Origin of the sequence: Eikenella longinqua (assembly GCF_001648355.1) — a bacterium.
GTDB classification, from domain to species: domain Bacteria; phylum Pseudomonadota; class Gammaproteobacteria; order Burkholderiales; family Neisseriaceae; genus Eikenella; species Eikenella longinqua.
Map to the genome: position 1 here is coordinate 33,975 of NZ_LXSL01000009.1, position 21,286 is coordinate 55,260.

At 60.6% G+C, this 21,286-nt stretch carries 18 protein-coding genes; 9 read left to right on the forward strand and 9 right to left on the reverse strand.

The window, feature by feature from the left end; genetic code table 11:
* Positions 1-193: 193 nt before the first annotated feature.
* The 6 genes from speD to A7P95_RS00315 form a co-directional block, all read right to left on the reverse strand.
* Positions 194-562: an adenosylmethionine decarboxylase gene (gene speD, locus A7P95_RS00295; RefSeq protein ID WP_067589588.1), complete on the reverse strand. Its 369-nt coding sequence runs from the start codon at positions 560-562 to the stop codon at positions 194-196.
* Entirely contained in the window at positions 559-714 is a 156-nt protein-coding gene (locus A7P95_RS11380) for a hypothetical protein (RefSeq protein ID WP_156503437.1), read from the reverse strand. Before A7P95_RS11380 ends, speD begins: the two co-directional genes overlap by 4 nt.
* A 6-nt stretch (positions 715-720) precedes the next feature.
* Positions 721-2,289: a DUF4178 domain-containing protein gene (locus tag A7P95_RS00300; protein ID WP_067589449.1), complete on the reverse strand. Its 1,569-nt coding sequence runs from the start codon at positions 2,287-2,289 to the stop codon at positions 721-723.
* Positions 2,290-2,341: 52 nt separating this feature from the next.
* Entirely contained in the window at positions 2,342-2,812 is a 471-nt protein-coding gene (locus A7P95_RS00305; RefSeq protein WP_067589451.1) for a GNAT family N-acetyltransferase, read from the reverse strand.
* Positions 2,813-2,976: 164 nt separating this feature from the next.
* Positions 2,977-4,020, reverse strand: a complete 1,044-nt coding sequence (locus A7P95_RS00310) for an SPFH domain-containing protein (RefSeq protein WP_067589591.1) — start codon at positions 4,018-4,020, stop codon at positions 2,977-2,979.
* A 90-nt stretch (positions 4,021-4,110) separates the two neighbouring features.
* Positions 4,111-4,509 (reverse strand): DUF350 domain-containing protein, encoded by a 399-nt coding sequence (locus A7P95_RS00315; protein WP_067589453.1) that lies wholly within the window; start codon positions 4,507-4,509, stop codon positions 4,111-4,113.
* Positions 4,510-4,772: 263 nt separating this feature from the next.
* On the opposite strand from A7P95_RS00315, the gene A7P95_RS00320 reads away from it, so the two are divergent.
* Entirely contained in the window at positions 4,773-6,290 is a 1,518-nt protein-coding gene (locus A7P95_RS00320; protein WP_067589455.1) for a polyamine aminopropyltransferase, read from the forward strand.
* A gap of 126 nt (positions 6,291-6,416) precedes the next feature.
* Here the strand turns inward: A7P95_RS00320 and A7P95_RS00325 are convergent, their stop codons facing one another.
* Positions 6,417-7,616, reverse strand: a complete 1,200-nt coding sequence (locus A7P95_RS00325; protein ID WP_067589457.1) for an acetate kinase — start codon at positions 7,614-7,616, stop codon at positions 6,417-6,419.
* A 496-nt stretch (positions 7,617-8,112) separates the two neighbouring features.
* Here A7P95_RS00325 and A7P95_RS00335 point away from each other — a divergent pair, with 496 nt between their 5' ends.
* From A7P95_RS00335 to lysS, 6 genes are all read left to right on the forward strand, one after another.
* Positions 8,113-9,645: an amino acid permease gene (locus A7P95_RS00335; protein ID WP_082890656.1), complete on the forward strand. Its 1,533-nt coding sequence runs from the start codon at positions 8,113-8,115 to the stop codon at positions 9,643-9,645.
* 171 nt (positions 9,646-9,816) lie between these two features.
* The gene (gene mnmE, locus A7P95_RS00340; protein ID WP_067589460.1) at positions 9,817-11,181 is read left to right on the forward strand and encodes a tRNA uridine-5-carboxymethylaminomethyl(34) synthesis GTPase MnmE; all 1,365 of its coding nucleotides are present in this window, start codon (positions 9,817-9,819) and stop codon (positions 11,179-11,181) included.
* 61 nt (positions 11,182-11,242) lie between these two features.
* Complete coding sequence (locus A7P95_RS00345; protein WP_067589463.1) at positions 11,243-12,562, forward strand: MFS transporter; 1,320 nt, start codon at positions 11,243-11,245, stop codon at positions 12,560-12,562.
* 194 nt (positions 12,563-12,756) lie between these two features.
* A complete protein-coding gene (gene bioB / locus A7P95_RS00350; RefSeq protein WP_067589466.1) occupies positions 12,757-13,830 on the forward strand; it encodes a biotin synthase BioB in 1,074 nt (357 codons plus the stop codon).
* 288 nt (positions 13,831-14,118) lie between these two features.
* The gene (locus A7P95_RS00355) at positions 14,119-14,961 is read left to right on the forward strand and encodes a class II glutamine amidotransferase (protein WP_067589469.1); all 843 of its coding nucleotides are present in this window, start codon (positions 14,119-14,121) and stop codon (positions 14,959-14,961) included.
* Between the two features lie 321 nt (positions 14,962-15,282).
* A complete protein-coding gene (lysS, locus tag A7P95_RS00360; protein WP_067589597.1) occupies positions 15,283-16,803 on the forward strand; it encodes a lysine--tRNA ligase in 1,521 nt (506 codons plus the stop codon).
* Between the two features lie 200 nt (positions 16,804-17,003).
* Here the strand turns inward: lysS and dnaJ are convergent, their stop codons facing one another.
* Positions 17,004-18,116, reverse strand: a complete 1,113-nt coding sequence (gene dnaJ, locus A7P95_RS00365) for a molecular chaperone DnaJ (RefSeq protein WP_067589472.1) — start codon at positions 18,114-18,116, stop codon at positions 17,004-17,006.
* 306 nt (positions 18,117-18,422) lie between these two features.
* On the opposite strand from dnaJ, the gene A7P95_RS00370 reads away from it, so the two are divergent.
* Together A7P95_RS00370 and A7P95_RS00375 are read left to right on the forward strand one after the other, a co-directional pair.
* Positions 18,423-19,031, forward strand: a complete 609-nt coding sequence (locus tag A7P95_RS00370) for a Maf family protein (RefSeq protein WP_067589475.1) — start codon at positions 18,423-18,425, stop codon at positions 19,029-19,031.
* A gap of 146 nt (positions 19,032-19,177) precedes the next feature.
* On the forward strand, positions 19,178-20,344 hold the full coding sequence (locus tag A7P95_RS00375) for an NnrS family protein (RefSeq protein ID WP_067589478.1): 1,167 nt from the start codon (positions 19,178-19,180) through the stop codon (positions 20,342-20,344).
* A 41-nt stretch (positions 20,345-20,385) separates the two neighbouring features.
* Here A7P95_RS00375 and A7P95_RS00380 read toward each other — a convergent pair whose 3' ends face one another.
* Positions 20,386-21,195, reverse strand: a complete 810-nt coding sequence (locus tag A7P95_RS00380) for a DUF4198 domain-containing protein (RefSeq protein ID WP_067589481.1) — start codon at positions 21,193-21,195, stop codon at positions 20,386-20,388.
* Positions 21,196-21,286 lie beyond the last annotated feature (91 nt).

Genomic DNA, 21,286 nt, shown 5'->3' on the forward strand with positions numbered 1-21,286 from the left:
GCGTTAGCTCGCCTTGCCGTACTCCTGTACTGTCTGCGGCTCGCTGCCTCGTATCGAAAGCCAATTTGATTCGCTATCGCCGCCATCCGGCCAGCCTGTTAGGAAACATTCCGGCACGCAAAAGGCTACCTGAAAACCTCATATCGGTTTTCAGGTAGCCTTTTATTGCCCGCTATCCTTAAAATCCTTCAAATCAACGCAACGGCAAGCCTGCTTCGCCGCCACGCTGGTGCACCTGCCACACGCCGCGTTCGGCCTGCAAGGCCTGCTCCAGCGTGTTTTTGGCGGATTCCGGCATCAGGCTGCCGCAGAGGAAGATATCCAGCGCGGCAAAGCCGTGCTCCGGCCAGGTGTGAATGCTCATATGCGATTCGGCCAAGAGCAGCACGCCGGTCACGCCGCCTTCGCCGCCGAAGGTGTGGAAACGGCTGTCGAGCACGGTGGCGCCGATGCGTTCGGCGGCTTGGCGCAGGGCGTTTTTCAGGTAGCCTTCATCGCGCAACAGCGCGGACGGGCAGCCGTATAAATCCAGCAGGCCGTGGCAGCCGGGGCTGTGGCTCATTTGTGCCATCCCGAAGACGAGCTGCCGCCGCCCACGCGCGAGCCGTGGTAGGAACGGCTGCCGCTGTTGCTGCTGCCCACAGAGCCGTAGTTGACAGAAGTGCTAACCAGAATGGCTAGGATGCTGCAAATCAGATAAGTATTTCTCGACATTTTGTTTCACTCGTCATCGTCATCGTCATCATCGCCGCCGCCGCTGAACACGTCGCCGCGTTTCGCTAAGAAATACAACACCATAACCGACACCGTGCCGGCCAAGGAGATGTCTTCATCGGAAGACAGCATGCTGAACCAGGCCGGCAGGTTGATGATGACAAACACCGCAACCAACAGCAGCATCAGCCCTTTCGACGGGCCGTCGGCGCGCATATCGGCGCTGTATTGCGGCACATCGCTGCCGCTGAGACCAAACCATTCGCGCACCTGCCGGTAGCTCACCGGCGTGCTCTGGCTCCAAGCGGCCTCGTGGCGGTTGCGCTCGGCGCAGAGCTTGCCGTTGCCGTTTTGGCGGTAGTCGGAATAAAAATCCACGTCGCCTTGGCGGATGTGCCAGTAAAACGCGCCGGCGGCAAGCACCACGCGCCCGCCGTAGTCGTAGAGCTTGGGCAGGCCCTGCGGCTGGAAAAGCTCTCCCTGCAAGCGCGGCCACACATTGAGCGTTTCCGACACGCTCCATTCGCCATCGCTTTCCACCAGCCACATAAACCCGGCCTGCGGCTCGAAGAGCAGGTATTCCGTCCAGCTGCCCTCGGGTGTGATGCCGGAAGGATTTTTGCCAAACAGCAGGTTAAACGCGTCGCCGGGCTCCAATTCGTCTTTGCGCACCGCGCCGATGAGGGTGTAGGTGCGGTTGTTGATGGTGGCTTCCGCGCCCAGCTTCAGCGTGAAGGCATCGGCCTGCGCGGCACGACGGTTGTTGGCTTCCAGCAGCTCCAGCTTGCCTTCTGCAGCATCCAGGCTGCTGCCGCAGCTGGGGCAGAGGATGGAGGGGGTGAGCCCGGTAATCCATTGCACGGGCGAGCCGCAGTTGGGGCAGCTTTCGGCTTGGCGCGTGCCTTTGAGTTTGCCCGCGCTGCCGGCCACCTCGGCGCTGCTGCGCGTGTTGGAGAGCTGCAAGTCGGCCAGGTTTACGCCCCGCCCGATAAAGGCTTCGGGCGGCGACTCGGCGTAATCTAGCGTGAGGAAGGCTTGCTCGCAGCGCCAGTCGGCCACCCGGTTTTTCATCTGCGGCGGCAGCTCAAAGGGCAGTTCGCCCTCGGCGGCGGCCTGCTCCAGCACGATGTCGCGCACGTCGGCGGCCCAGAAGCGTTTGCCTTGGTACACAAAGTTGCTGTGGCCGGGCACTAAGTTGTCGAATTCGGGCGTGTCCGGCAGCGGCTCGGCGGCGGGTAGGGTGAACACGTATTGGTCGCCGGCTTCGGAGAGCCAGCCGTTGCTGCCGTCGGCAAACTGCACATACCATTCGTTCCACAAGCCGGCTTCGTATTTGGCCTGCAGGCGGCCGATGATGGAAAACGGCTGCGCGGCAAAGGTGCCGGCGGTGCCGATTTGCAGCGGGCTGAAGTCTTCCAGCAGGGCGGAATCGCGGCCGCTGTCGATAATGCCCGCGCCTTGCCGCACCAGAAGGCTGTGGCAGAAGCCGCATACCAGCGTGACCGCTGTGGCCGAATGCGCGTGTACGGGCGCGCCGCAGCTGGGGCAGTCGGTTTGGAAGAAGGGTTCGCTCATGGTTGGTTTCCTATGGGGCGGGCGGGTTGGGTGTTCTTTTTTCAGGTAGCCTTTAAAGCTGCTGTTCCAACAGGGTTTTCAGCGGGGTCATGCCCAGGCGGCGATAGAAGCGTTCGGCGCCGTCGTTGCCGTGCATCACGTTTAATGTGAGGCTGTGGCAGCCTTGGGCGCGGGCGAATTCGAGCAGATAGTGATACAGCTGCTCGCCGATTTTTTTGCCGCGCTGCGAAGCGTCTACGCACAAATCGTCTAAGTACAACACTTTGCGGTCTACCAGCGAAACATCGCCGCAGGCTACCTGAAATTGGCACACGGCATAACCCTGCACTTTGCCGCTTTCATCCTGATACACGAACACGGGCTGGTTTTCATCGGCAATCAGGGCGCGCACTTCTTCATCGGAATATTTGCGTGCGCCGGCACGGTAGAGGTCGGGGCGGGCTTGGGCGTGCACGGCGTGCACTTGGTAGAGCAGTTCGCCAATGCGCTCGGCGTCGGCGGTTTGGGCGGGGCGGATGGGCATGGGCTATCTTTCGGTTGTTGGTTGGTTAATCGGTTTTGGCTTTGCAGAAACTCAGCCTGAGAAGTTTTCAGGTAGCCTCTATTTGCCGCGTTTGAGGCTACCTGAAAACTGCGCAACATCGTTTTAACTTCGGTGAAGCTTACGCTTTCAGGTAGCCCCGCGCTTTAGCCGATTAGCTGCTTCAACACTTCGGCTTTGGCTTTTTCGTAGTCTTCGGCGGAAATCAGGCCGCCGTCGAGCAAGGTTTTGAGTTTGGCGAGCTTGGCCTGCGGGTCTTCGGCGGCGGGCGCGGCCGGGGCGGCGGCGGGCTGTGCCGGCTGGGCGGGCGCGGTTTGCACGGGCTGCGGCTGCTGCATCATGCCGCTCATGGCGCCGGCCATGGCCTGCCCGATGCCGGCGCCCACGCCGAGGCCTGCGCCGATGCCGGCGATGCCGCCTTCGTTTTGCGCGGCCAGCGGGATGGCGGTGGCGGTTTGGTATTGGGTGAATTTGCCCATGTCGCCGATGATGCCCATCGACATTTTGCTGTCGAGCGCTTTTTGCACGTTTTCGGGCAGGCTCACGCTTTCCACAGTGAAGTTCTCCAGCGCGAGGCCGAGCTTGGCAAATTCGGGCAGCAGCAGCTCGTTCATTTTCTGCGACAGCAGCACTTGGTTGGCGGCCATATCGAGGAAGGGGATGCCGGATGTGCCGAAGGCGGCGGCCAGCTGGGTCATGGCCAGGTTGCGCAGCTGCTGTTCGAGCTGCTCGCCGCTATAAGAGGCGCCCACGCCGCTCACTTCGCGGAAGAAGGCGGCGGGGTCGCTGATGCGGTAGGCATACATGCCAAAGGAGCGCAGCTGGATCACGCCGAAATCGGCATCGCGCACGGTAACGGGCTGGGAAGTGCCCCAGCGGCGGGCGAGCTGCTGGCGGGTGTTGAAGAAATAAACGTCGGATTTGAATGGGGATTGGAAGAGTTTATCCCAGTTTTTCAGGTTGGTGAGGATGGGCAGGGTTTGCGTGGTGAGCGTGTAGCGGCCGGGCTGGAACACGTCGGCGGCTTTGCCTTCGTCCACAAACAGGGCAGCCTGCGCCTCGCGCACGGTGAGGCTGGCGCCGTTTTGGATTTCCTGATCGGCCACGGGGAAGCGCCACATCAGCAGCCCTTCTGCGGGATTCGGCCATTCGATAACGTCGATAAACTGCTTCTTGATGAAATTGCCCAGCATGGGGATTCCTTTCGTTTGTTTGAATACTTGGAATGGAAAGGGCTACCTGAAAACGATCTAACAACTTTTTCAGGTAGCCTGTATGCGTTAAGACAGGCAGGCCGCGTTCAGCAGGCCCACGGCAATGGAAATCACGGCGCAGAGCGTGCCCACGGCCACATTATTGCCTGCCAGCTCGGCGGCGGAATCGGGCACGAGGCGGGTGGCGGCGAAATACACGGCAATCTGAATCACCGCCGCGGCCAAGCCCCACAACACGAAATCCATCATGCTCACGCTGTGCGCGATGCTGGAAGCCAGCGGCAGGCAGAAGCCGATGAGCGCGCCGCCGAAAGAGAGGGCGCAGGCTAGGTTGCCGCGCTTGATCAGCTTGAGTTCGTCGGCCGGGGTGATGCGCAGATACACGGCGGCAAACAGCGCCGTCATCACCAGCCCGATCAGCAGGTATTGCAGATACAGCAGATATTGTCCTATGGAAATGCTCATGGCTTGCCTTTGCGGTGTGGATGGAGGGGAAAATGCTTGCCGCGCCAAGGGATTTGCCCCGGGGCAGGGCGGCACGCTATATGAGGCTGATTATGCCACACAACATACGCCATTCCTACTCAACTTCCTGCCCAATCCAGCACAAAACCCACACCATCCGTGCCGCACACACCAAAACTTGATGTATGCCAAGTTTTGTAAGAAATCCACTGCATCGGCCGGCTGCTATAATCCGCAGGCTACCTGAAAAGGCTACCTGAAAAATGAAACCCGACCGTATTCTTATTATCTCCGTATTCATCGTGGCCAGCTGCGGCTTGGCCTACGAGCTCATCATCGCCGCGCTGGCCAGCTACCTCTTGGGCGACAGTATTTTGCAGTTCTCCTCCATCATCGGCCTCTACCTCTTCGCCATGGGCATCGGCGCGCACCTCACCAAATACATCCGCGACGAAGACGCGCTTTCGCGCTTTATCGAAATCGAATTGCTGGTGGGCATCATTGGCGGCGTGTCGGCCCTGGTGCTGTTTGTGGTGTTCGGCTTTTCCGCCGCGCCCTTCCGCACGCTCTTGTATGCGCTGGTGCTGACGGTGGGGATTGTGGTGGGCATGGAGATTCCGCTGGTGATGCGCGTGCTCAACCAGCGGCAGGCGGAGTTTAAAGACTTGGTGGCCAAGGTGCTCACCTTCGATTACTTGGGCGCGCTGGCCGTGTCGCTGCTGTTTCCGCTGGTGCTGGCGCCACGGCTGGGCATGGCGCGCTCGGCTCTGCTTTTCGGCCTGCTCAACGCCGCCGTGGCCGTGCTCACCGCCCGCGCCTTCAAAAGCCAACTGCCGCGCTACCGCGCCATCCAAACGCGCGGCGCCATCGTTTTATTCGGCCTGCTGACCGCCTTTGCCGCCGCCAACCGCATCACCTTCCTGGCCGAGCAAAGCTACTTCGGCGACCCGGTGGTGTTTGAAAGCCATTCGCCCTACCAGCGCCTGGTGGTGACCAAATGGCACGACGACATCCGCCTCTATATCAACGGCAACCTGCAATTCTCCTCGCGCGACGAAGCCCGCTACCACGAAGCCCTGGTGCTGCCCGCCATGCAGATGGCCGGCGAAGAGGCCAAAAACGTGCTGATTCTGGGCGGCGGCGACGGGCTGGCGGCGCGCGAAGTGCTGAAATACCCGCAGGTGCAAGGCATCACGCTGGTGGACCTCGACCCGCAGATGACCGGCACCTTCCAATCTTCCACCGAGCTGAGCCGCCTGAATGCCGGCTCTCTCACCAACCCCAAAGTGCGCGTGGTGAACGACGACGCGGCCAAATGGCTGGAGCAGGCGCAGGAAAAGTTTAACATAATCATCATCGACCTGCCCGACCCTTCCAATTTCTCGCTGGGCAAGCTTTATTCCGTGCCGATGTATCGGCTGGTGGCGCGGCATTTGGCGCCGGGCGGCAAAATCGTGGTGCAATCCACCTCGCCTTATTTTGCGCCGCATGCTTATTGGTCGGTGGTAGCCACGCTGGAGGCCGCCGGGCTCGCCACTGCGCCGTATCATGTGTATGTGCCGTCTTTCGGCGAATGGGGCTTCGTGCTGGCCGCTGCCGAGCCGGATTTCCCCGTGCCCGCGCAATTTAGTGTGCCCACCCGTTTCCTCAATGCCGACACCGCCGCCGAAATGTTCCGCTTCCCGCCCGACATGGCGCGCCGCGATGTGCAGCCGAACTATTTGAACACGCAGATTTTGGTGCACTATTTCGAGCAGGATTGGCGCAATGTGATCCGGTAAACAGAAAGGCTACCTGAAAACGTGCGCTTCAACGCAGTTGAAACATTGCGTGCTGCGTTTTGGCGAAACTCACTTCGCTCGTTTTCAGGTAGCCTCTTTAAGTTGGCTGCTGATTAAACCAAGGTATTACCCAATCCCGGCCAGATGCGCGGTGTCTTGCGCGATCATCAGCTCTTCGTTGGTGGGGATCACCATGGCCAGCGGGGTGCTGCCCTGCTTGCTGATGATGCCGCTTTCGCCGAAGCGGGCGGCGAGGTTGGCTTCTTCATCCACAGTGAGGCCGAGGAAGCCGAGGTAGCCGATGGTTTTACTGCGGACAGTGGCGGAGTTTTCACCGATGCCGCCGGTGAACACCAGCGCGTCCAGGCCGCCGGCGGCCACGCTCATGGAGGCAACGTATTTGGCCAGGCGGTAGGCAAACACTTCCAGCGCGAGCTTGGCGCCTTCGTGGCCTTTACCGGCGGCTTCTTCGATTTCGCGGCAGTCGTTGGAAAGCTCGGAAATGCCGAGCAGGCCGCTCTGCTTGTGCAGCAGGTCGGTGATTTGCTCGATGTTGAGGCCGGCGTTGTTGTGCAGGAAGGGGAACACGTTGGCGTCGATGTCGCCGCTGCGGGTGCCCATCACCAGGCCTTCGAGCGGAGTGAGGCCCATGCTGGTGTCGCAGCATTTGCCGCTGTTGGAGGCGGCGATGGAGGCGCCGTTGCCCAAGTGGGCGATCACGAGGCGCAGGCCTTCTTCGCTGCGGCCGAGCAGGCGGGCGGCTTCGGCGGCCACGAAGCGGTAGCTGGTGCCGTGGGCGCCGTAGCGGCGCAGGCCGTATTTGCGGTAGAGCTCGCGCGGCACGGCGTAGGTGTAGGCGTGCTCGGGCATGGATTGGTGGAAGGCGGTGTCGAACACCACGGCGTGCGGCACGTGGTTGAAGATGCTGCGGGCGGCGCGGATGCCGAGCAGGTGGGCGGGGTTGTGCAGCGGGGCGAGCATGATGCAGTCTTCGATGCCTTGGATCACTTCGTCGTCCACCAGGCAGGATTCCTTGAAGCGTTCGCCGCCGTGCACCACGCGGTGGCCGACTGCACCGATGCGTTTGTCGAGCTTGCGCGCTTCCAGCTCGGCCATCAGGGCTTCCACGGCGCCAGTGTGGTTGGGCTTGTCGGCCAGGTTCACGGTGTGTTTGTCGCCGTTTGCTTTAAAGATGATGCGCGCGTCGGCCAGGTTGAGCTTTTCGGCCAGGCAGCTGAGCAATACTTCGCCGTTGGTGCTGTCCAATACGGCGCCCTTCACTGAAGAGCTGCCGCAGTTTAATACCAGAATCAATTTATCAGACATGATGTCCCTTTATGTTTAAAGTGCACGAAAACGGCGGCTGCCCGCCGGATGATTGTTTGCTGGATGCCGCAAGAACGGCTGAAAAATCCGCCGGCTATTGTAACAAAACCGCCCCGCCTTCTCTATAGACTTGGCGCAAACAAACGGGCAGAAAGGCTACCTGAAAACGGCTTGGCCCAAACAAGCGCCATCCGCACGGCCTGCCGTTTGCCTTTTCAGGTAGCCTTCCGTCTGCGGATGTGGTGTTTGCAACACGCGGCGGCGGCCGGGTTTGCGGCGGGGCGGCTGGTGCGCAAAGCCTGTGTGCAAGCTGCTTTCGGGAAAATCGGAAGCCATTGTTCCGAGTAATGTTTCTATTAAAAAAGCGGTATCTTTTGCTTATTTGATTTAACTGCGGGTTTGGGCGGTTTTGCTGCCCGGCAACTGCGCTTATAATGCGTTGAAAATCATGTTTCGGTTCCGCTGCCCCGGGCAGCCTCTTTAGGAGAGATAGAGTATGAGCACACCGAACCCCACCCCCTCCAACGCGGCCAACCCTGCCACGCAGGCCAACAAAAACAAAATCCGCCGCAATCTGAAAACCCGCCATCTCTCGATGATTGCCATCGGCGGCAGCATCGGCACCGGGCTCTTCATGGCCAGCGGCAGCGCCATCCACATGGCCGGCCCCGGCGGAGCGCTCACGGCCTATGCGGCCATCGGGCTGATGGTGTATTTCCTGATGACTTCGCTGGGCGAAATGGCCACCCACCTGCCGGTGTCCGGCTCGTTTTCCACTTATGCCGCTCGCTTTGTCGATCCTTCGCTGGGCTTTGCCTTGGGCTGGAATTATTGGTTTAGCTGGGTGATTACGGTGGCGGTGGATATTTCCATTGCCGCGCTGGTAATCACCTATTGGGAGCCGATGCGCTTTATGCCGCCTTGGGGCTGGAGCCTGCTGTTTTTCGGGCTGATTGTGCTGCTGAACCTGCTTTCGGTGGAGGCGTTTGGCGAGTCGGAATACTGGTTTTCGCTGATTAAGGTGATTACGGTGGTTGTGTTCCTCGGCGTGGGCGTGCTGACGATTTTCGGGATTTTGGGCGGCAGCTATGTGGGCCTGGCCAACTTCACCGTGGGCGAGGCGCCGTTTTTGGGCGGCAGTTTTTCAGGTAGCCTGCTCACCATGCTGGGCGTGTTTCTGATTGCGGGCTTTTCGTTTCAGGGCACGGAGCTGATCGGCATCACCGCCGGCGAATCGGAAAACCCGAAAGAGAGCATTCCGAAGGCGATTAAGCAGGTGTTTTGGCGGATTCTGATTTTCTATATTTTGTCGATTTTCGTGATCGGCCTGCTCATCCCCTACACCAACCCGGAATTGCTGGGCGCGGAGAATGTGTCGGAAATTGCCAAATCGCCGTTTACGCTGGTGTTTGAGCGGGCGGGCTTGGCGATGGCGGCAGCGGTGATGAACGCGGTCATCCTCACGTCTATCCTATCGGCGGGCAATTCGGGGATGTATGCCTCGGTGCGCATGCTGTATGCCATGGGCAAAAGCGGCATGGCGTATAAGAGCTTCCGCAAGGTAAACCGCTTCGGCGTTCCGGTGCGCTCGGTGCTGGCCACGGCGGCAGTGGTGCTGCTGCTGTTTCTCATCGAGATTTTCAACGACAACGCCTACCAATACATCCTGGCCGCTTCCGGCCTCACCGGCTTCATCGCCTGGCTGGGCATCGCCATCAGCCACTACCGCTTCCGCCGCGCCTACATCGCGCAGGGTCTGGATTTGAAAGATTTGGATTACCGCGCCAAATGGTTTCCCTTCGGGCCGCTGATTGCGCTGGTGATGTGCATGCTGGTGATTTTGGGGCAGGATACGCAGCTGGTGATGAAGGGCGACGTGGACTGGGAGCGGATTGTGGTTACCTACATGGGCCTGCCCATCTTCTTCGGCTTCTACCTCTACCACAAGCTGCGCTACCGCACCCACCTGATTCCGCTGGAAGAAGTGGATTTGGGCGACGAAGAAGACGAGGATGAGGAAGACGAATAAACCGCCCGTTTGCCCCGTTTGAGCAGATAAAGGCTACCTGAAAAACGTATTGAGGTTTTAGCTTCGCAGAAACTCAGCCTTGCTTCGCAAGACATCGTTTTCAGGTAGCCTTTTCCGCTTTTCCGTGCTGCCTTGTATAATCCCGCGTCCACACATTTTTCAGGTAGCCCCATGCCGCAGCCCTCCCCCACCATCGCCGCCATCGCCACCGCCACCGGACAAGGCGGCGTGGGCGTGATCCGCCTTTCCGGCAAGCAACTGCTGCCCCTGGCGCAGCAAATCAGCGGCGGCCGCACCCCGCAGCCGCGCCGCGCCCTGCTCACCGATTTTGTGGGCGCCGAAGGCGAGCCGATCGACAACGGCCTCCTGCTCTATTTTCCTGCCCCCGCCAGCTTCACCGGCGAAGACGTGATCGAGCTGCACGGCCACGGCGGGCGCGTGGTGCTGCAAATGCTGCTCCAGCGCTGCTTCGAGCTGGGCGCGCAGCCCGCCGAGCCGGGCGAATTCACCAAACGCGCCTTCCTCAACGGCAAGCTCGATTTGGCGCAGGCCGAAAGCGTGGCCGACCTCATCGACGCCGCCAGCCAATCCGCCGCCCGCCTGGCCGTGCGCTCGCTCAAAGGCGCATTTTCCCAGCAGATTCACGCGCTGGTGGACGAACTCATCACCCTGCGCATGCTGGTGGAAGCCACGCTCGATTTTCCCGAAGAAGACATCGACTTCCTCGCCGAAGCCAAGGCCGACGAACGCCTTGTCGCACTGCAATCCCGCCTCGCCCAAGTGCTCGCCCAAGCCGAACAGGGCGCCATTTTGCGCGAAGGCATGAACGTGGTGCTGGTGGGCGCGCCCAACGTGGGCAAATCCAGCCTGCTCAACGCCCTGGCCGGCGACGACATCGCCATCGTAACCGACATCGCCGGCACCACCCGCGACACCGTGCGCGAACAAATCACGCTCGAAGGCGTGCCCGTGCACATCATCGACACCGCCGGCCTGCGCGACACCACCGACCCGGTGGAGCAAATCGGCATCGAACGCAGCCGCCAAGCCGTGCAGCAGGCCGACGTGGCGCTAATCCTCATCGACCCCGCCGAAGGCCTGAACGAGGCTACCTGCAACATCCTCGCCCAACTACCCCCTGCGCTCAAACGCATCGAAATCCGCAACAAAATCGACCTCAGCGGCGAAGCGGCGGAAAGCTGCGAACAAAGCGGCCAACCCAGCGGCGCCGACACCCTGATCAAACTCTCCGCCAAAAGCGGCGCCGGCCTCGACCTGCTCAAACAAGCCCTGCTGCGGCAAATCGGCTGGCAGGGCGAAAGCGAAAGCCTGTTTCTCGCCCGCAGCCGCCACCTGCAAGCCCTGGAAGCCGCCCAAGCCGAGCTCGGGCTCGCCGCCCTGTGCGGCCGCCATCAGCTCGAGCTCTTCGCCGAACACCTGCGCCTCGCGCAAAACGCCTGCAACACCATCACCGGCGAATTCAACGCCGACGACCTCTTAGGCGTGATCTTCAGCCGCTTCTGCATCGGCAAGTAGTTGGAAGAAATAGATTTTCCTATTTTCAGGTAGCCTTTCCACATTTCACGAGGAGATTTCAATGGATATTCTGTCACGCCTGCAGGCGCTGCCTTTGAGCCGCTTCCACTATCGCCTGCTGGCCCTAATCGGGCTGGGCTGGCTGTTTGATGCGATGGACACGGGCATGGTGTCATTTGTGTTGGTTACTTTAGCCAAGGAGTGGGGCTTGAGCGCGCAGCAGTCGGGTTGGGTAGTGAGCATCGGCTTTGTGGGCATGGCGCTGGGTGCGGTATTGAGCGGCTGGGCGGCCGACCGCTTCGGACGGCGCAACGTGTTTGCTGGCACGATGGTGCTCTACGGCGCGACCACGGGCTTGTGCGCACTCTCGCCGAACCTGGACGCGCTGCTGTTTTTCCGCTTCTGGGTGGGTTTCGGCCTAGGTGGGCAGCTTCCGGTGGCGGTGTCGTTGGTGAGCGAGTATGCACCGCCGAATGTGCGCGGGCGGTTTATTGTTTTGCTGGAGAGTTTTTGGGGCTTGGGCTGGCTGGCGGCGGCGCTGGCTTCGTATTTCCTGATTCCGAAATTCGGCTGGCATAGCGCGTTTACGGCGGGTTCGGTGCCGCTCTTGTATGCGTTTTTGGTGTGGAAGCAGCTACCGGAATCGGTACCTTATCTGATTGCGGCGGGCAGATCGGAGGAGGCGCACGCACTGGTGTGCCGTTTGGAGGCGGAAGCGCGCATAGCACAGGTAGCGGAAATGGTGGTGCCGCTAGCGCAAAAGAAGGAGAAAATCCTCCTCGCACAGCTGTGGCGGCCACCGTTTGCCCGCCGCACGCTGATGTTGTGGCTGATTTGGTTCGGTATCGTGTTTTCTTATTACGGGATTTTCACTTGGCTACCCAAACTGCTGGCGGGGCAGGGCTATTCGGTAGTGAAAACGTTTGAATATGTGCTGGTAATGATTTTGGCGCAGCTGCCAGGCTATTTTGCGGCGGCGGTGCTGGTGGAAAAAATCGGGCGCAAGGCCACGCTGGCAGGCTTTCTGGGCGCGTGTGCGGTGTGTGCCTATTGCTTCGGCCAAAGCGGCTCTACGCTGGAAATTATGCTGTGGGGCAGTCTGATGTCGTTTTTCAACCTGGGCGCGTGGGGCGTGCTCTACACTTACACGCCGGAGCTGTATCCGGTGCGTTTCCGCGCATTCGGCTCGGGCTGGGCGGGCGCGGTGGGCCGCATTGGAGGGATTGTGGCGCCGATGGTGGTGGCCAGCATGAGCGGCAGTGGCGATTTCGCGCGGATTTTCGTGATGTTTGCGGCGGTGCTGGCGGCGGTGGTGCTGGTGATCGTGCTGCTGGGTGAGGAAACGAAAGGACGCACGTTGGAGGAAATCAGCGCGGATTAACGGCGTGAAGCCCTGCAAAGGCTACCTGAAAATCTCGGAAGGCTTTTCAGGTAGCTTGCTGTTTGCTTTTTAGCTACACTTATTACCTTCGGAACAAAGTTTCCGTTCCCCCCCCAGGGCAGCCCGCGGACATTGCGACCCGGCCTTGCCCGTCGGCGACATTGCGCCGCCGCAAATTTTTAAGGACATACAAAATGACTATCTCCCCCGTTGCCTTGCGCCGGCAAACCGAACGCAAGCCGCATCCCACTGCGTGCTATTGGAAAAAATGCGACGTCGAAGCCCTGTTTGGGCTCCCCTTCCTCGACCTCGTTTACCAGGCCGCCGAAATCCACCGCCAACATTTCAACCCGCGCGAAATCCAGCTTTCCACCCTGCTCTCCATCAAAACCGGCGGCTGCCCCGAAGACTGCGCCTACTGCCCGCAATCCGCGCACCACAACACCAATCTGGGCAAAGCGCAGATGATGGACGTGGCCGAAATTGTGGCCAAAGCCAAAATCGCCAAATCGCGCGGTGCCAGCCGTTTCTGCATGGGCGCGGCATGGCGCGGCCCCAAGCCCAAAGACGTGGAAACCGTTTCCGCCATCATCAAAGCCGTGAAAAACTTAGGCATGGAAACCTGCGGCACCTTCGGCATGCTCGAAGACGGCATGGCGGAAGACTTCAAAAAAGCCGGTTTGGACTACTACAACCACAACCTCGACACCGACCCCGAGCGCTACAACGACATCATCCACACCCGCCGCCACGAAGACCGCATGGACACCTTGGGCAAAGTGCGCAACGCCGGCCTCAAGGTATGCTGCGGCGGCATCGTCGGCATGAACGAAACCCGCGCCGAACGCGCCGGGCTGATAGCTAGCCTTGCCAACCTCGACCCGCAGCCCGAAAGCGTGCCCATCAACCAATTGGTGAAAGTGGAAGGCACGCCGCTGGCCGACGCCGAAGATTTGGATTGGACCGAATTCGTGCGCACCATCGCCGTGGCGCGCATCACCATGCCCGAAAGCTTCGTGCGCCTTTCCGCCGGCCGCAGCAATATGCCCGAAGCCATGCAGGCCATGTGCTTCATGGCGGGCGCGAACTCCATCTTCTACGGCGACAAACTGCTCACCACCGAAAACCCCGGCAAAGACGGCGACCGCGCCCTGATGGCCAAGCTCGACCTGGTGCCGCTGGCCTATCATTCCGATGCCACCGCCGAAGGCAAAAGGCTACCTGAAAACGATGTTTTGCGAAGCAAAGCTGAGTTTCTGCGAAGCTAAAGCGCTGCTTCAACGTAAGCCAAAATAAGCCGCACGGGTTTCTGCGAAGCTCAAGCCATCCGTGGAATAAAACAGGCTACCTGAAAAACCGCCGCCTGGTTTTCAGGTAGCCTTTCTCTTGCCGCTATATTTGCCGTTGCCGATGCCGCCGGCGCAGGCTACCTGAAAACCAATCTGCCCATCCGCGTTATAGCCCGCCGTTATATCGGTATGGCCGCAAAGCAGTTTTCAGGTAGCCTCAAGGCCGTTAAAATAAGCATAAAGTATCCACACCGCGAGGAAACCGCCATGTGCCAGCTTTTGGGCATGAACTGCAACACCCCCACCGACATCGTCTTCTCCTTCGAAGGCTTCCGCCTGCGCGGCGGCCTCACCGACCGCCATGCCGACGGCTTCGGCATCGGCTTCTTCGAGCAAAAAGGCGTGCGCATGTTTCACGACGACAAGCCCAGCGCCCATTCCCCCGTGGCCGATTTGGTGAAAACCTACCAAATCAAATCCACCAACGTGATCGCCCACATCCGCAAAGCCACCCAAGGCAGCGTAGGGCTGGCCAACACCCACCCCTTCATCCGCGAAATGTGGGGCGAATACTGGCTCTTCGCCCACAACGGCCACCTCGCCGACTTCCAGCCCGCCGAAGGCCAATACTACCGCGCCGTGGGCACCACCGATTCCGAGCGCGCCTTCTGCTTCATCCTCGAGCAGCTGCGCCAACGCTTCGAGCACAAGCCGCCCGTGGGCAAACTGTTTGCCGAAGTCGCCGCCCTCACCGCGCAGGTGCGCTGCCACGGATTATTCAACTTCATGCTCTCCAACGGCGACATCCTGTTTGCCCACGCCAGCACCCTCCTGCACTACATCATCCGCCAAGCCCCCTTCGGCGAAGCGCACCTGATCGACAACGACGTGGCCGTGGATTTCGCCGCCGTTACCACGCCCGACGACCGCGTGGCCGTGATCGCCACCCAGCCCCTCACCAACAACGAAAGCTGGACGCAGCTCGCGGTAAACGAGCTGGTGGCCTTCCGCGACGGCGACATCATCTTGCGCGACTGCCCCGACAACCTGCGCTACCTCAGCCAGCAGGAAGGTCTGGCCATCGCCCGCGCCGCCGGCGTGGCCGCCTAAGCGCCGCCCTACTGCCGTTTTGCCGCACACGGGCCGCCGATTGTTTCCATCGGCGGCCCGTGTGCCATAGAACGCAACAGACTGTGGCTTTTGAAAAATATTTGAAAATATTTAATCCGCCCCCTTGACATACGCCGCAATCTTCCATTAATTTACAACCCTGCTTGTGGCAAGCGCCCCAAAATCGCAGGCTTGCAAACGCGTTAGGCGTGGGCAGGCGCACGGGGCGGCAGGCGCAGGCAGTTTAACTGAAGTTTTTCAACCCCTGAGGCAGTCTGCTTGAAGAGGCAGCTGTCTTTAATTTACTAATGGATGGATACCATGAATGAATCTCAACACCACGATACCCCGCAGTTAGACGAAAGCCAAGTAATGGCAGTTCGTCGCGAAAAATTGGCCGAGATCCGCAAGCACGGTGTGGCTTTCCCGAACGATTTCCGTCGCGATGCCTTTGCCGGCGACCTGCACAGCAAGTACGGCGAACTGTCTAAAGAAGAGTTGGACGAAAAGAACATCACCGTTAAGGTAGCCGGTCGCATGATGCTTCAGCGCGACATGGGTAAGGCAAGCTTCGCCACCCTGCAGGATGTTTCCGGCCAGATCCAGCTCTACGTCAACGATCAGGGCGTAGGTGAGAAGGTTCATGAAGAATTCAAGCGTTGGGACTTGGGCGACATTCTCGGCGCGGAAGGCGTATTGTTCAAAACCAACCACGGCGAGCTGACCGTACGCGTGAGCCAAATCCGCCTGTTGGCCAAAGCCCTGCGCCCGCTGCCTGATAAAGTACACGGCCTGAAAGACCAGGAAACCCGCTACCGCCAGCGTTATGCCGATTTGATCGTGAACGAAGAATCACGCGAAATCTTCAAAAAACGCGGCCGCATCATCCAAACCATCCGCAACTTCATGACTGGCGAACAGTATCTGGAAGTGGAAACCCCGATGATGCACCCGATTGCCGGCGGCGCCGCAGCCCGTCCGTTCGTTACCCACCACAACGCGCTGGACATCCCGCTGTTTATGCGAATCGCCCCCGAGCTTTATCTGAAACGCCTGGTGGTTGGCGGCTTCGAGCGCGTGTTTGAAATCAACCGCAACTTCCGCAACGAAGGCGTGTCTGCCCGCCACAACCCCGAGTTCACCATGATGGAGTTCTACGAGGCATTCTCCGACTACCACCGCATGATGGACATGACCGAAGGCGTGATTCGCGCCTGCGCCAACGCCGTTTGCGGCAGCCTGCACGTGCCCTACAACGGCAAAGAAGTGGATTTGGAAAAACGCTTCGACCGCCTCACCATCGTGGATGCGATTAAGAAATACAATCCGCAATACACCGATGAGCAGCTGAACGACGAAGAATGGCTGAAAAAAGAAGTGGTGAAACACGGTGAAGACCTGCCCGCCGCTCCTGGCGTGGGCAGCCTGCAGCTGGCTCTGTTTGAAGGCTGTGCCGAAGGCAAGCTGTGGAACCCCACCTTCATCATCGACTACCCGGTTGAAGTGTCTCCCCTGGCTCGCGCTTCCGACACCAATCCGAAGCTCACCGAGCGTTTCGAACTGTTTGCAGTAGGCCGCGAACTGGCCAACGGCTACTCAGAGTTGAACGACCCGGAAGACCAGGCCGATCGCTTCAGATCACAAGTGGCTCAGAAAGAAGCCGGCGACGACGAAGCCATGAACTACGACGCCGACTACATCCGCGCCATGGAATACGGCCTGCCGCCCACCGGCGGTTGCGGTATCGGCATCGACCGCTTGGTGATGTTGCTCACCAACGCCCCGAGCATCCGCGACGTGATCCTGTTCCCGCACATGCGTCCGGAAGAAGGCCAGCACTAATCCTTCTGGCTTAATCAAAGGCTACCTGAAAATTTCAGGTAGCCTTTTTGTTGCTTAGCGTTCCCGTAGCGGCTTTTGAAACGGAAGAAGGCTACCTGAAAAACCGTTTGCCATTTTTCAGGTAGCCTCTTGCCAACCGCCCTGCCGCCATTCCAACAAAACAGCCGGCTCAATGGCCGGCTGTTTGGCAGAACGGAAGTTTAGTCGATCAAATCGCGCAGTTTGTCCATAAACGATTTGCGGCGCGGGGTTTGGGCGCGGTCGAGGCCGGTGGAGATTTTTTCAAACTCTTCCAGCAGCTCGCGCTGGCGTTCGGTGAGGTTTACCGGGGTTTCCACCACGATGTGGCAATAGAGGTCGCCCATGGCAGAGGAACGCAGCGATTTCATGCCTTTGCCGCGCACGCGCATGCGGCGGCCGGTTTGGGTTTCTTTGGGGATATTCAGCTTCACTTTGCCGCTTAAGGTGGGCACTTCCACTTCGCCGCCCAGCGCGGCGGTGGTGAAGCTGATGGGCAGTTCGCAATGCAAATCGAGGCCGTTGCGCTCGAAGATTTCGTGGCGGCGGATGTGCACCACCACATACAAATCGCCGGCGGGTGCGCCGTGGGAGCCGGGCTCGCCTTCGCCGGAAAGGCGGATGGGCTGCTCGTTTTCGATGCCGGCGGGGATGTTCACTTCCAGCGTTTTGCGGCTCTTCACGTGGCCGGCGCCGTGGCATTTGATGCAGGGCTCTTTGATTTCGCGGCCGGAGCCGCCGCAGGTGGGGCAGGTTTGCTGGAGCTGGAAAATGGCTTGGCGCACATGCACCACGCCGGAGCCGTGGCAGGTGGAGCAGGTGGTGGCGGAGGTGCCGGGTTTGGCGCCGGAGCCGTGGCAGAGGTCGCATTCTTCGTGCGAGGGGACGGTGATGCGTTTTTTGCTGCCTGATGCGGCTTCTTCCAGCGAAATTTCAATATCGTAGCGCAGGTCTTTGCCTTGGAAGCTCTGCTGCCGGGCACCGCCGGCACCGCCAAACATCTGGCTGAAGATGTCACCGAAATCGAAGCCGCCCGCGCCGCCAAACCCGCCGAAGCCGCCGGCGTTGCCGTCCACGCCAGCCTGGCCGAATTGGTCGTAGCGGCTGCGTTTTTCTCGGTCGGAAAGGATTTCGTAGGCTTTTTGGATGGTTTTGAATTTCTCTTCCGCTTCTTTGTTGTCGGGGTTGCGGTCGGGATGGTATTTCATCGCCAGCTTGCGGTAGGCCTTTTTGATTTCGTCGTCGGAGGCGTCGCGGGATACGCCTAGGGTTTGGTAGTAATCTTGGTCGCTCATGGTGGTATTCGGGTGAAAACAAACAATTTGCCACGCAAAATAAGGGCGCTTGCGGGAAAAACAAGCGGCGCCTTAGCGGATTGAATAAATTTCCGCTGCCGGGCAGCCAAGCGCAGGCAGCATAAGGGGCAAGGCGAGCCAACGCCGTGGCGGAAATTTGGCGAATCCGCTATATTGATTTCGGCGGCGGAAAGCGGAAAATTCGCCCGTTCGGGCTATCGCGCAGAATGCGGTTTTCAGGTAGCCTGTTGTCCGTTTTCTTAGCCGCCGCCCAGTAAATTCACTATTTGAAGAAAGACCATATTGATGCCGCAAACCCTGTATTTGGCTTCGGCCAGCCCGCGCCGGCGCGAGATTTTGCACGCGCTGGGCTTCCGCACCCTGCCGCTGCCCGCTGAAATCGACGAAACCGCCCTGCCCGGCGAGGCAGTGGCAGATTATGTGGCGCGGATGGCGCGGCAGAAAAACGCAGCGGCGCGGCAGATTTTACGCCAACGCGGCGAAGAGCCCATCTGGCCGGTGCTCAGCGCCGACACGGTGGTGGCGCTGGAAGGGCAGATTCTGGGCAAACCACGCGATGCGGCGCACGCCCGCGCGATGCTGGAAAGCCTCTCGGGGCGCGAACATCAGGTGTGGACGGCGGTATGCGTGTCGCACGGCGAGCAAACGCTGGTGGCGGCGCAGCGCAGCGATGTGCGTTTCAAAAGCTTGAGTGCACAGGAAATCCAGGCCTATATCGACAGCGGCGAGCCGCTGGACAAGGCGGGCGCATACGGCATTCAGGGCGTGGGCGGCATATTTGTGGCGCACTTGGCGGGCAGCTTCAGCGGCGTGATGGGGCTGCCGGTGTTTGAAACGGTGCAGCTGCTGCGGCAGTTGGGCGCGGAAGTGCCGCCGTTTGGGCAGGCTACCTGAAAACCGGGCTACCTGAAAAAGGAAACGGCTCGGGCGCAGCAAGTATCGTTTGCCGGCATGCCAAAACTGCCCCCGCTTTGCTTTTTCAGGTAGCCTTGTATCCAACTTAACTCATTTATTTTTAACTATATTTCAACCAACACATCATGAACCTGCTCTCCCGAAACCATCCCATTTGGGGCATGGCCTTCCGCCCCCTCTATCCGCTAGCCGCCGTGTATGGCGCCGTATCCGTGCTGCTGTGGAGCTTCGGCTATCAGGGCACGGCCGCGCTACCCGGCTATTTTTGGCACGCGCACGAAATGATTTGGGGCTACACCGGCGCCATCGTGGTGGCCTTCCTGCTCACCGCCGTAGCCACCTGGACCGGCCAGCCGCGCACCTGGGGCACGCCGCTGATGCTGCTCGCCCTGCTGTGGCTGGTGTCGCGGCTGTGCATGTTTGCCGCGCCGCTCACGCTCGCGGGCGGCATTGCGGGCGTGGCGTTTTACTGGCTCGCGGCGTGGCATATGGGCGCGGCCGTGGTGCGCAGCCGCAACCGGCGCAACTATCCGGCGGTGGCGGCGCTGTTTGTGTTCGGCCTGTTGCAGGCGCTGTTTCACTGGCAGCTGGCGCGGCACAATTTTGCTGCGCTCAACCACGGCCTGCTGGCCGGGCTTGCGGTGGTGGCGGGCTTTATCGGGCTGGTGGGCATGCGCGTGATTCCGTTCTTTACCGCGCGTCGGCTGGGCTGCGAGCAAGTGAGCAGCCACCCTTATGTGATGTCGGCTTCGCTGCTGGCGCCGCTGGCGATGGCGCTGCTCTACGGTTTTCAGGTAGCCCTGCCGCTGGCGGCGCTGATTGCGCTCGCTTCGGGCGGGCTTTATATGGCGCAAACCGTGCGCTGGTGGCGGCCGGAAGTGGCGAAAGAGCCGATGCTGTGGATTCTGTTTGCCGGCTTCCTGCTCACCGGCGCAGGCTTGGCGGTGCTGGGCGCGGGCTACTGGCTGCCGCGTTGGCAAAGCCTGGGCGTGCACTTGGTGGCGGTAGGCGGCATCGGGCTGATGACGGTGGGCATGATGGTGCGCACCGCGCTGGGCCACACCGGCCGCCCGCTCTACCCCGCGCCGGCCGCCATGCCGCTGGCGTTTTGGCTGATGGCGGGCGCGGCGCTGGCTCGGGCTGCGGCGGCGGTGCTGATGTATCTGCATCCGGCGGCCTACCGCCCGGGGCTGTGGCTTTCCGGCCTGCTGTTTGCCACCTCGCTGCTGCTCTACGCCTGGCGTTATCTGCCGTGGCTCGCCGCACCCAGGGTGGACGGCAAGGCGGGCTAGCGGCGGGCTGGGTTTCATTCGCCCGAAAGGCCGGCTGAAACTCAATGATGGCTGCTGCCGATTTCAAAAGTCAGCGTGGCATAGGCCGCCAGCTTCTGGCACACGGCCTGATCCGGGAAATCGGTTTTGTGCACCACGCGCACCTTCCAGCTGCCCTGCCGCAGCGGGATGATGCCCACCGTGCCGTCGGCGCGGGTGGTGTCGAAGAAGGCCTGCGGCTCGAGGCGATGCGATTTATCGGCCGGGTTGCGGTGGCTGAAGCCGTCGAAGGTCGCCACCACCGTGGCATCCGGCAGCGGCTCGCCGCGGAACAACACCCGCACCGGCAGCACCTCGCCCACGCGCACGTTGGCCGGATTCTCCAGCGGCACAATCTCCAGCAAATCGCCCACCGGCCGGCTGATCAGCCCCTTGCCCGCGCTCTCGTGCCCCACGTTCACCACCGCCTTGCCAAACATGCTGGTTTGCTCGCAATAGGCCGCATCCTTCATCTGCGCGAGATTCTGCCGCTGCCAGCCCTCGGCGTTGCGCGACCAAAAGGTCGGGCGGTATTGCGCCAAGAGCAGGTAGCTGCCGTCGGCCACCGCGCGCGGCGTTTCAAACTGGTAATTGTGCTGCCCGCGCTGTATCAAATTGATTTTGCCCTGCGGCGTAAGCAATTGCAGCGGCGAAGGAAACAGCGACAAGCGGTCGGCGGCAATCGGCTCCACTTCCGGATAGTGCCCGTAGCCCAGCTCGGCCTTCAGCACCTCGCCGCCGTGCGTGTGCGCCGCATTCACCCACACCTCGTGGCCGTGCGCGGCAAACGGCAGGCCCGCCAGCAGCAGGGCGGGCAATAATCGGCGAAACATAGCAACCTCCTTTGATAGATTGTGAACAAGACGGCGTGTTATACCATAACTCTGCTATTTGGCAAACAGTCGCGCCGTTTCAGGCTACCTG

Coding starts and splice junctions, on each gene's coding strand:
- mnmE (WP_067589460.1), top strand. CDS start 9,817: ATGCCGCAGCCCTCCCCCACCATCGCCGCCATCGCCACCGCCACCGGA.
- A7P95_RS00320 (WP_067589455.1), top strand. CDS start 4,773: ATGAAACCCGACCGTATTCTTATTATCTCCGTATTCATCGTGGCCAGC.
- A7P95_RS00345 (WP_067589463.1), top strand. CDS start 11,243: ATGGATATTCTGTCACGCCTGCAGGCGCTGCCTTTGAGCCGCTTCCAC.
- bioB (WP_067589466.1), top strand. CDS start 12,757: ATGACTATCTCCCCCGTTGCCTTGCGCCGGCAAACCGAACGCAAGCCG.
- A7P95_RS00335 (WP_082890656.1), top strand. CDS start 8,113: ATGAGCACACCGAACCCCACCCCCTCCAACGCGGCCAACCCTGCCACG.
- dnaJ (WP_067589472.1), bottom strand. CDS start 18,116: ATGAGCGACCAAGATTACTACCAAACCCTAGGCGTATCCCGCGACGCC.
- A7P95_RS00300 (WP_067589449.1), bottom strand. CDS start 2,289: ATGAGCGAACCCTTCTTCCAAACCGACTGCCCCAGCTGCGGCGCGCCC.
- A7P95_RS11380 (WP_156503437.1), bottom strand. CDS start 714: ATGTCGAGAAATACTTATCTGATTTGCAGCATCCTAGCCATTCTGGTT.
- lysS (WP_067589597.1), top strand. CDS start 15,283: ATGAATGAATCTCAACACCACGATACCCCGCAGTTAGACGAAAGCCAA.
- A7P95_RS00325 (WP_067589457.1), bottom strand. CDS start 7,616: ATGTCTGATAAATTGATTCTGGTATTAAACTGCGGCAGCTCTTCAGTG.
- A7P95_RS00315 (WP_067589453.1), bottom strand. CDS start 4,509: ATGAGCATTTCCATAGGACAATATCTGCTGTATCTGCAATACCTGCTG.
- A7P95_RS00305 (WP_067589451.1), bottom strand. CDS start 2,812: ATGCCCATCCGCCCCGCCCAAACCGCCGACGCCGAGCGCATTGGCGAA.
- A7P95_RS00380 (WP_067589481.1), bottom strand. CDS start 21,195: ATGTTTCGCCGATTATTGCCCGCCCTGCTGCTGGCGGGCCTGCCGTTT.
- speD (WP_067589588.1), bottom strand. CDS start 562: ATGAGCCACAGCCCCGGCTGCCACGGCCTGCTGGATTTATACGGCTGC.
- A7P95_RS00375 (WP_067589478.1), top strand. CDS start 19,178: ATGAACCTGCTCTCCCGAAACCATCCCATTTGGGGCATGGCCTTCCGC.
- A7P95_RS00355 (WP_067589469.1), top strand. CDS start 14,119: ATGTGCCAGCTTTTGGGCATGAACTGCAACACCCCCACCGACATCGTC.
- A7P95_RS00370 (WP_067589475.1), top strand. CDS start 18,423: ATGCCGCAAACCCTGTATTTGGCTTCGGCCAGCCCGCGCCGGCGCGAG.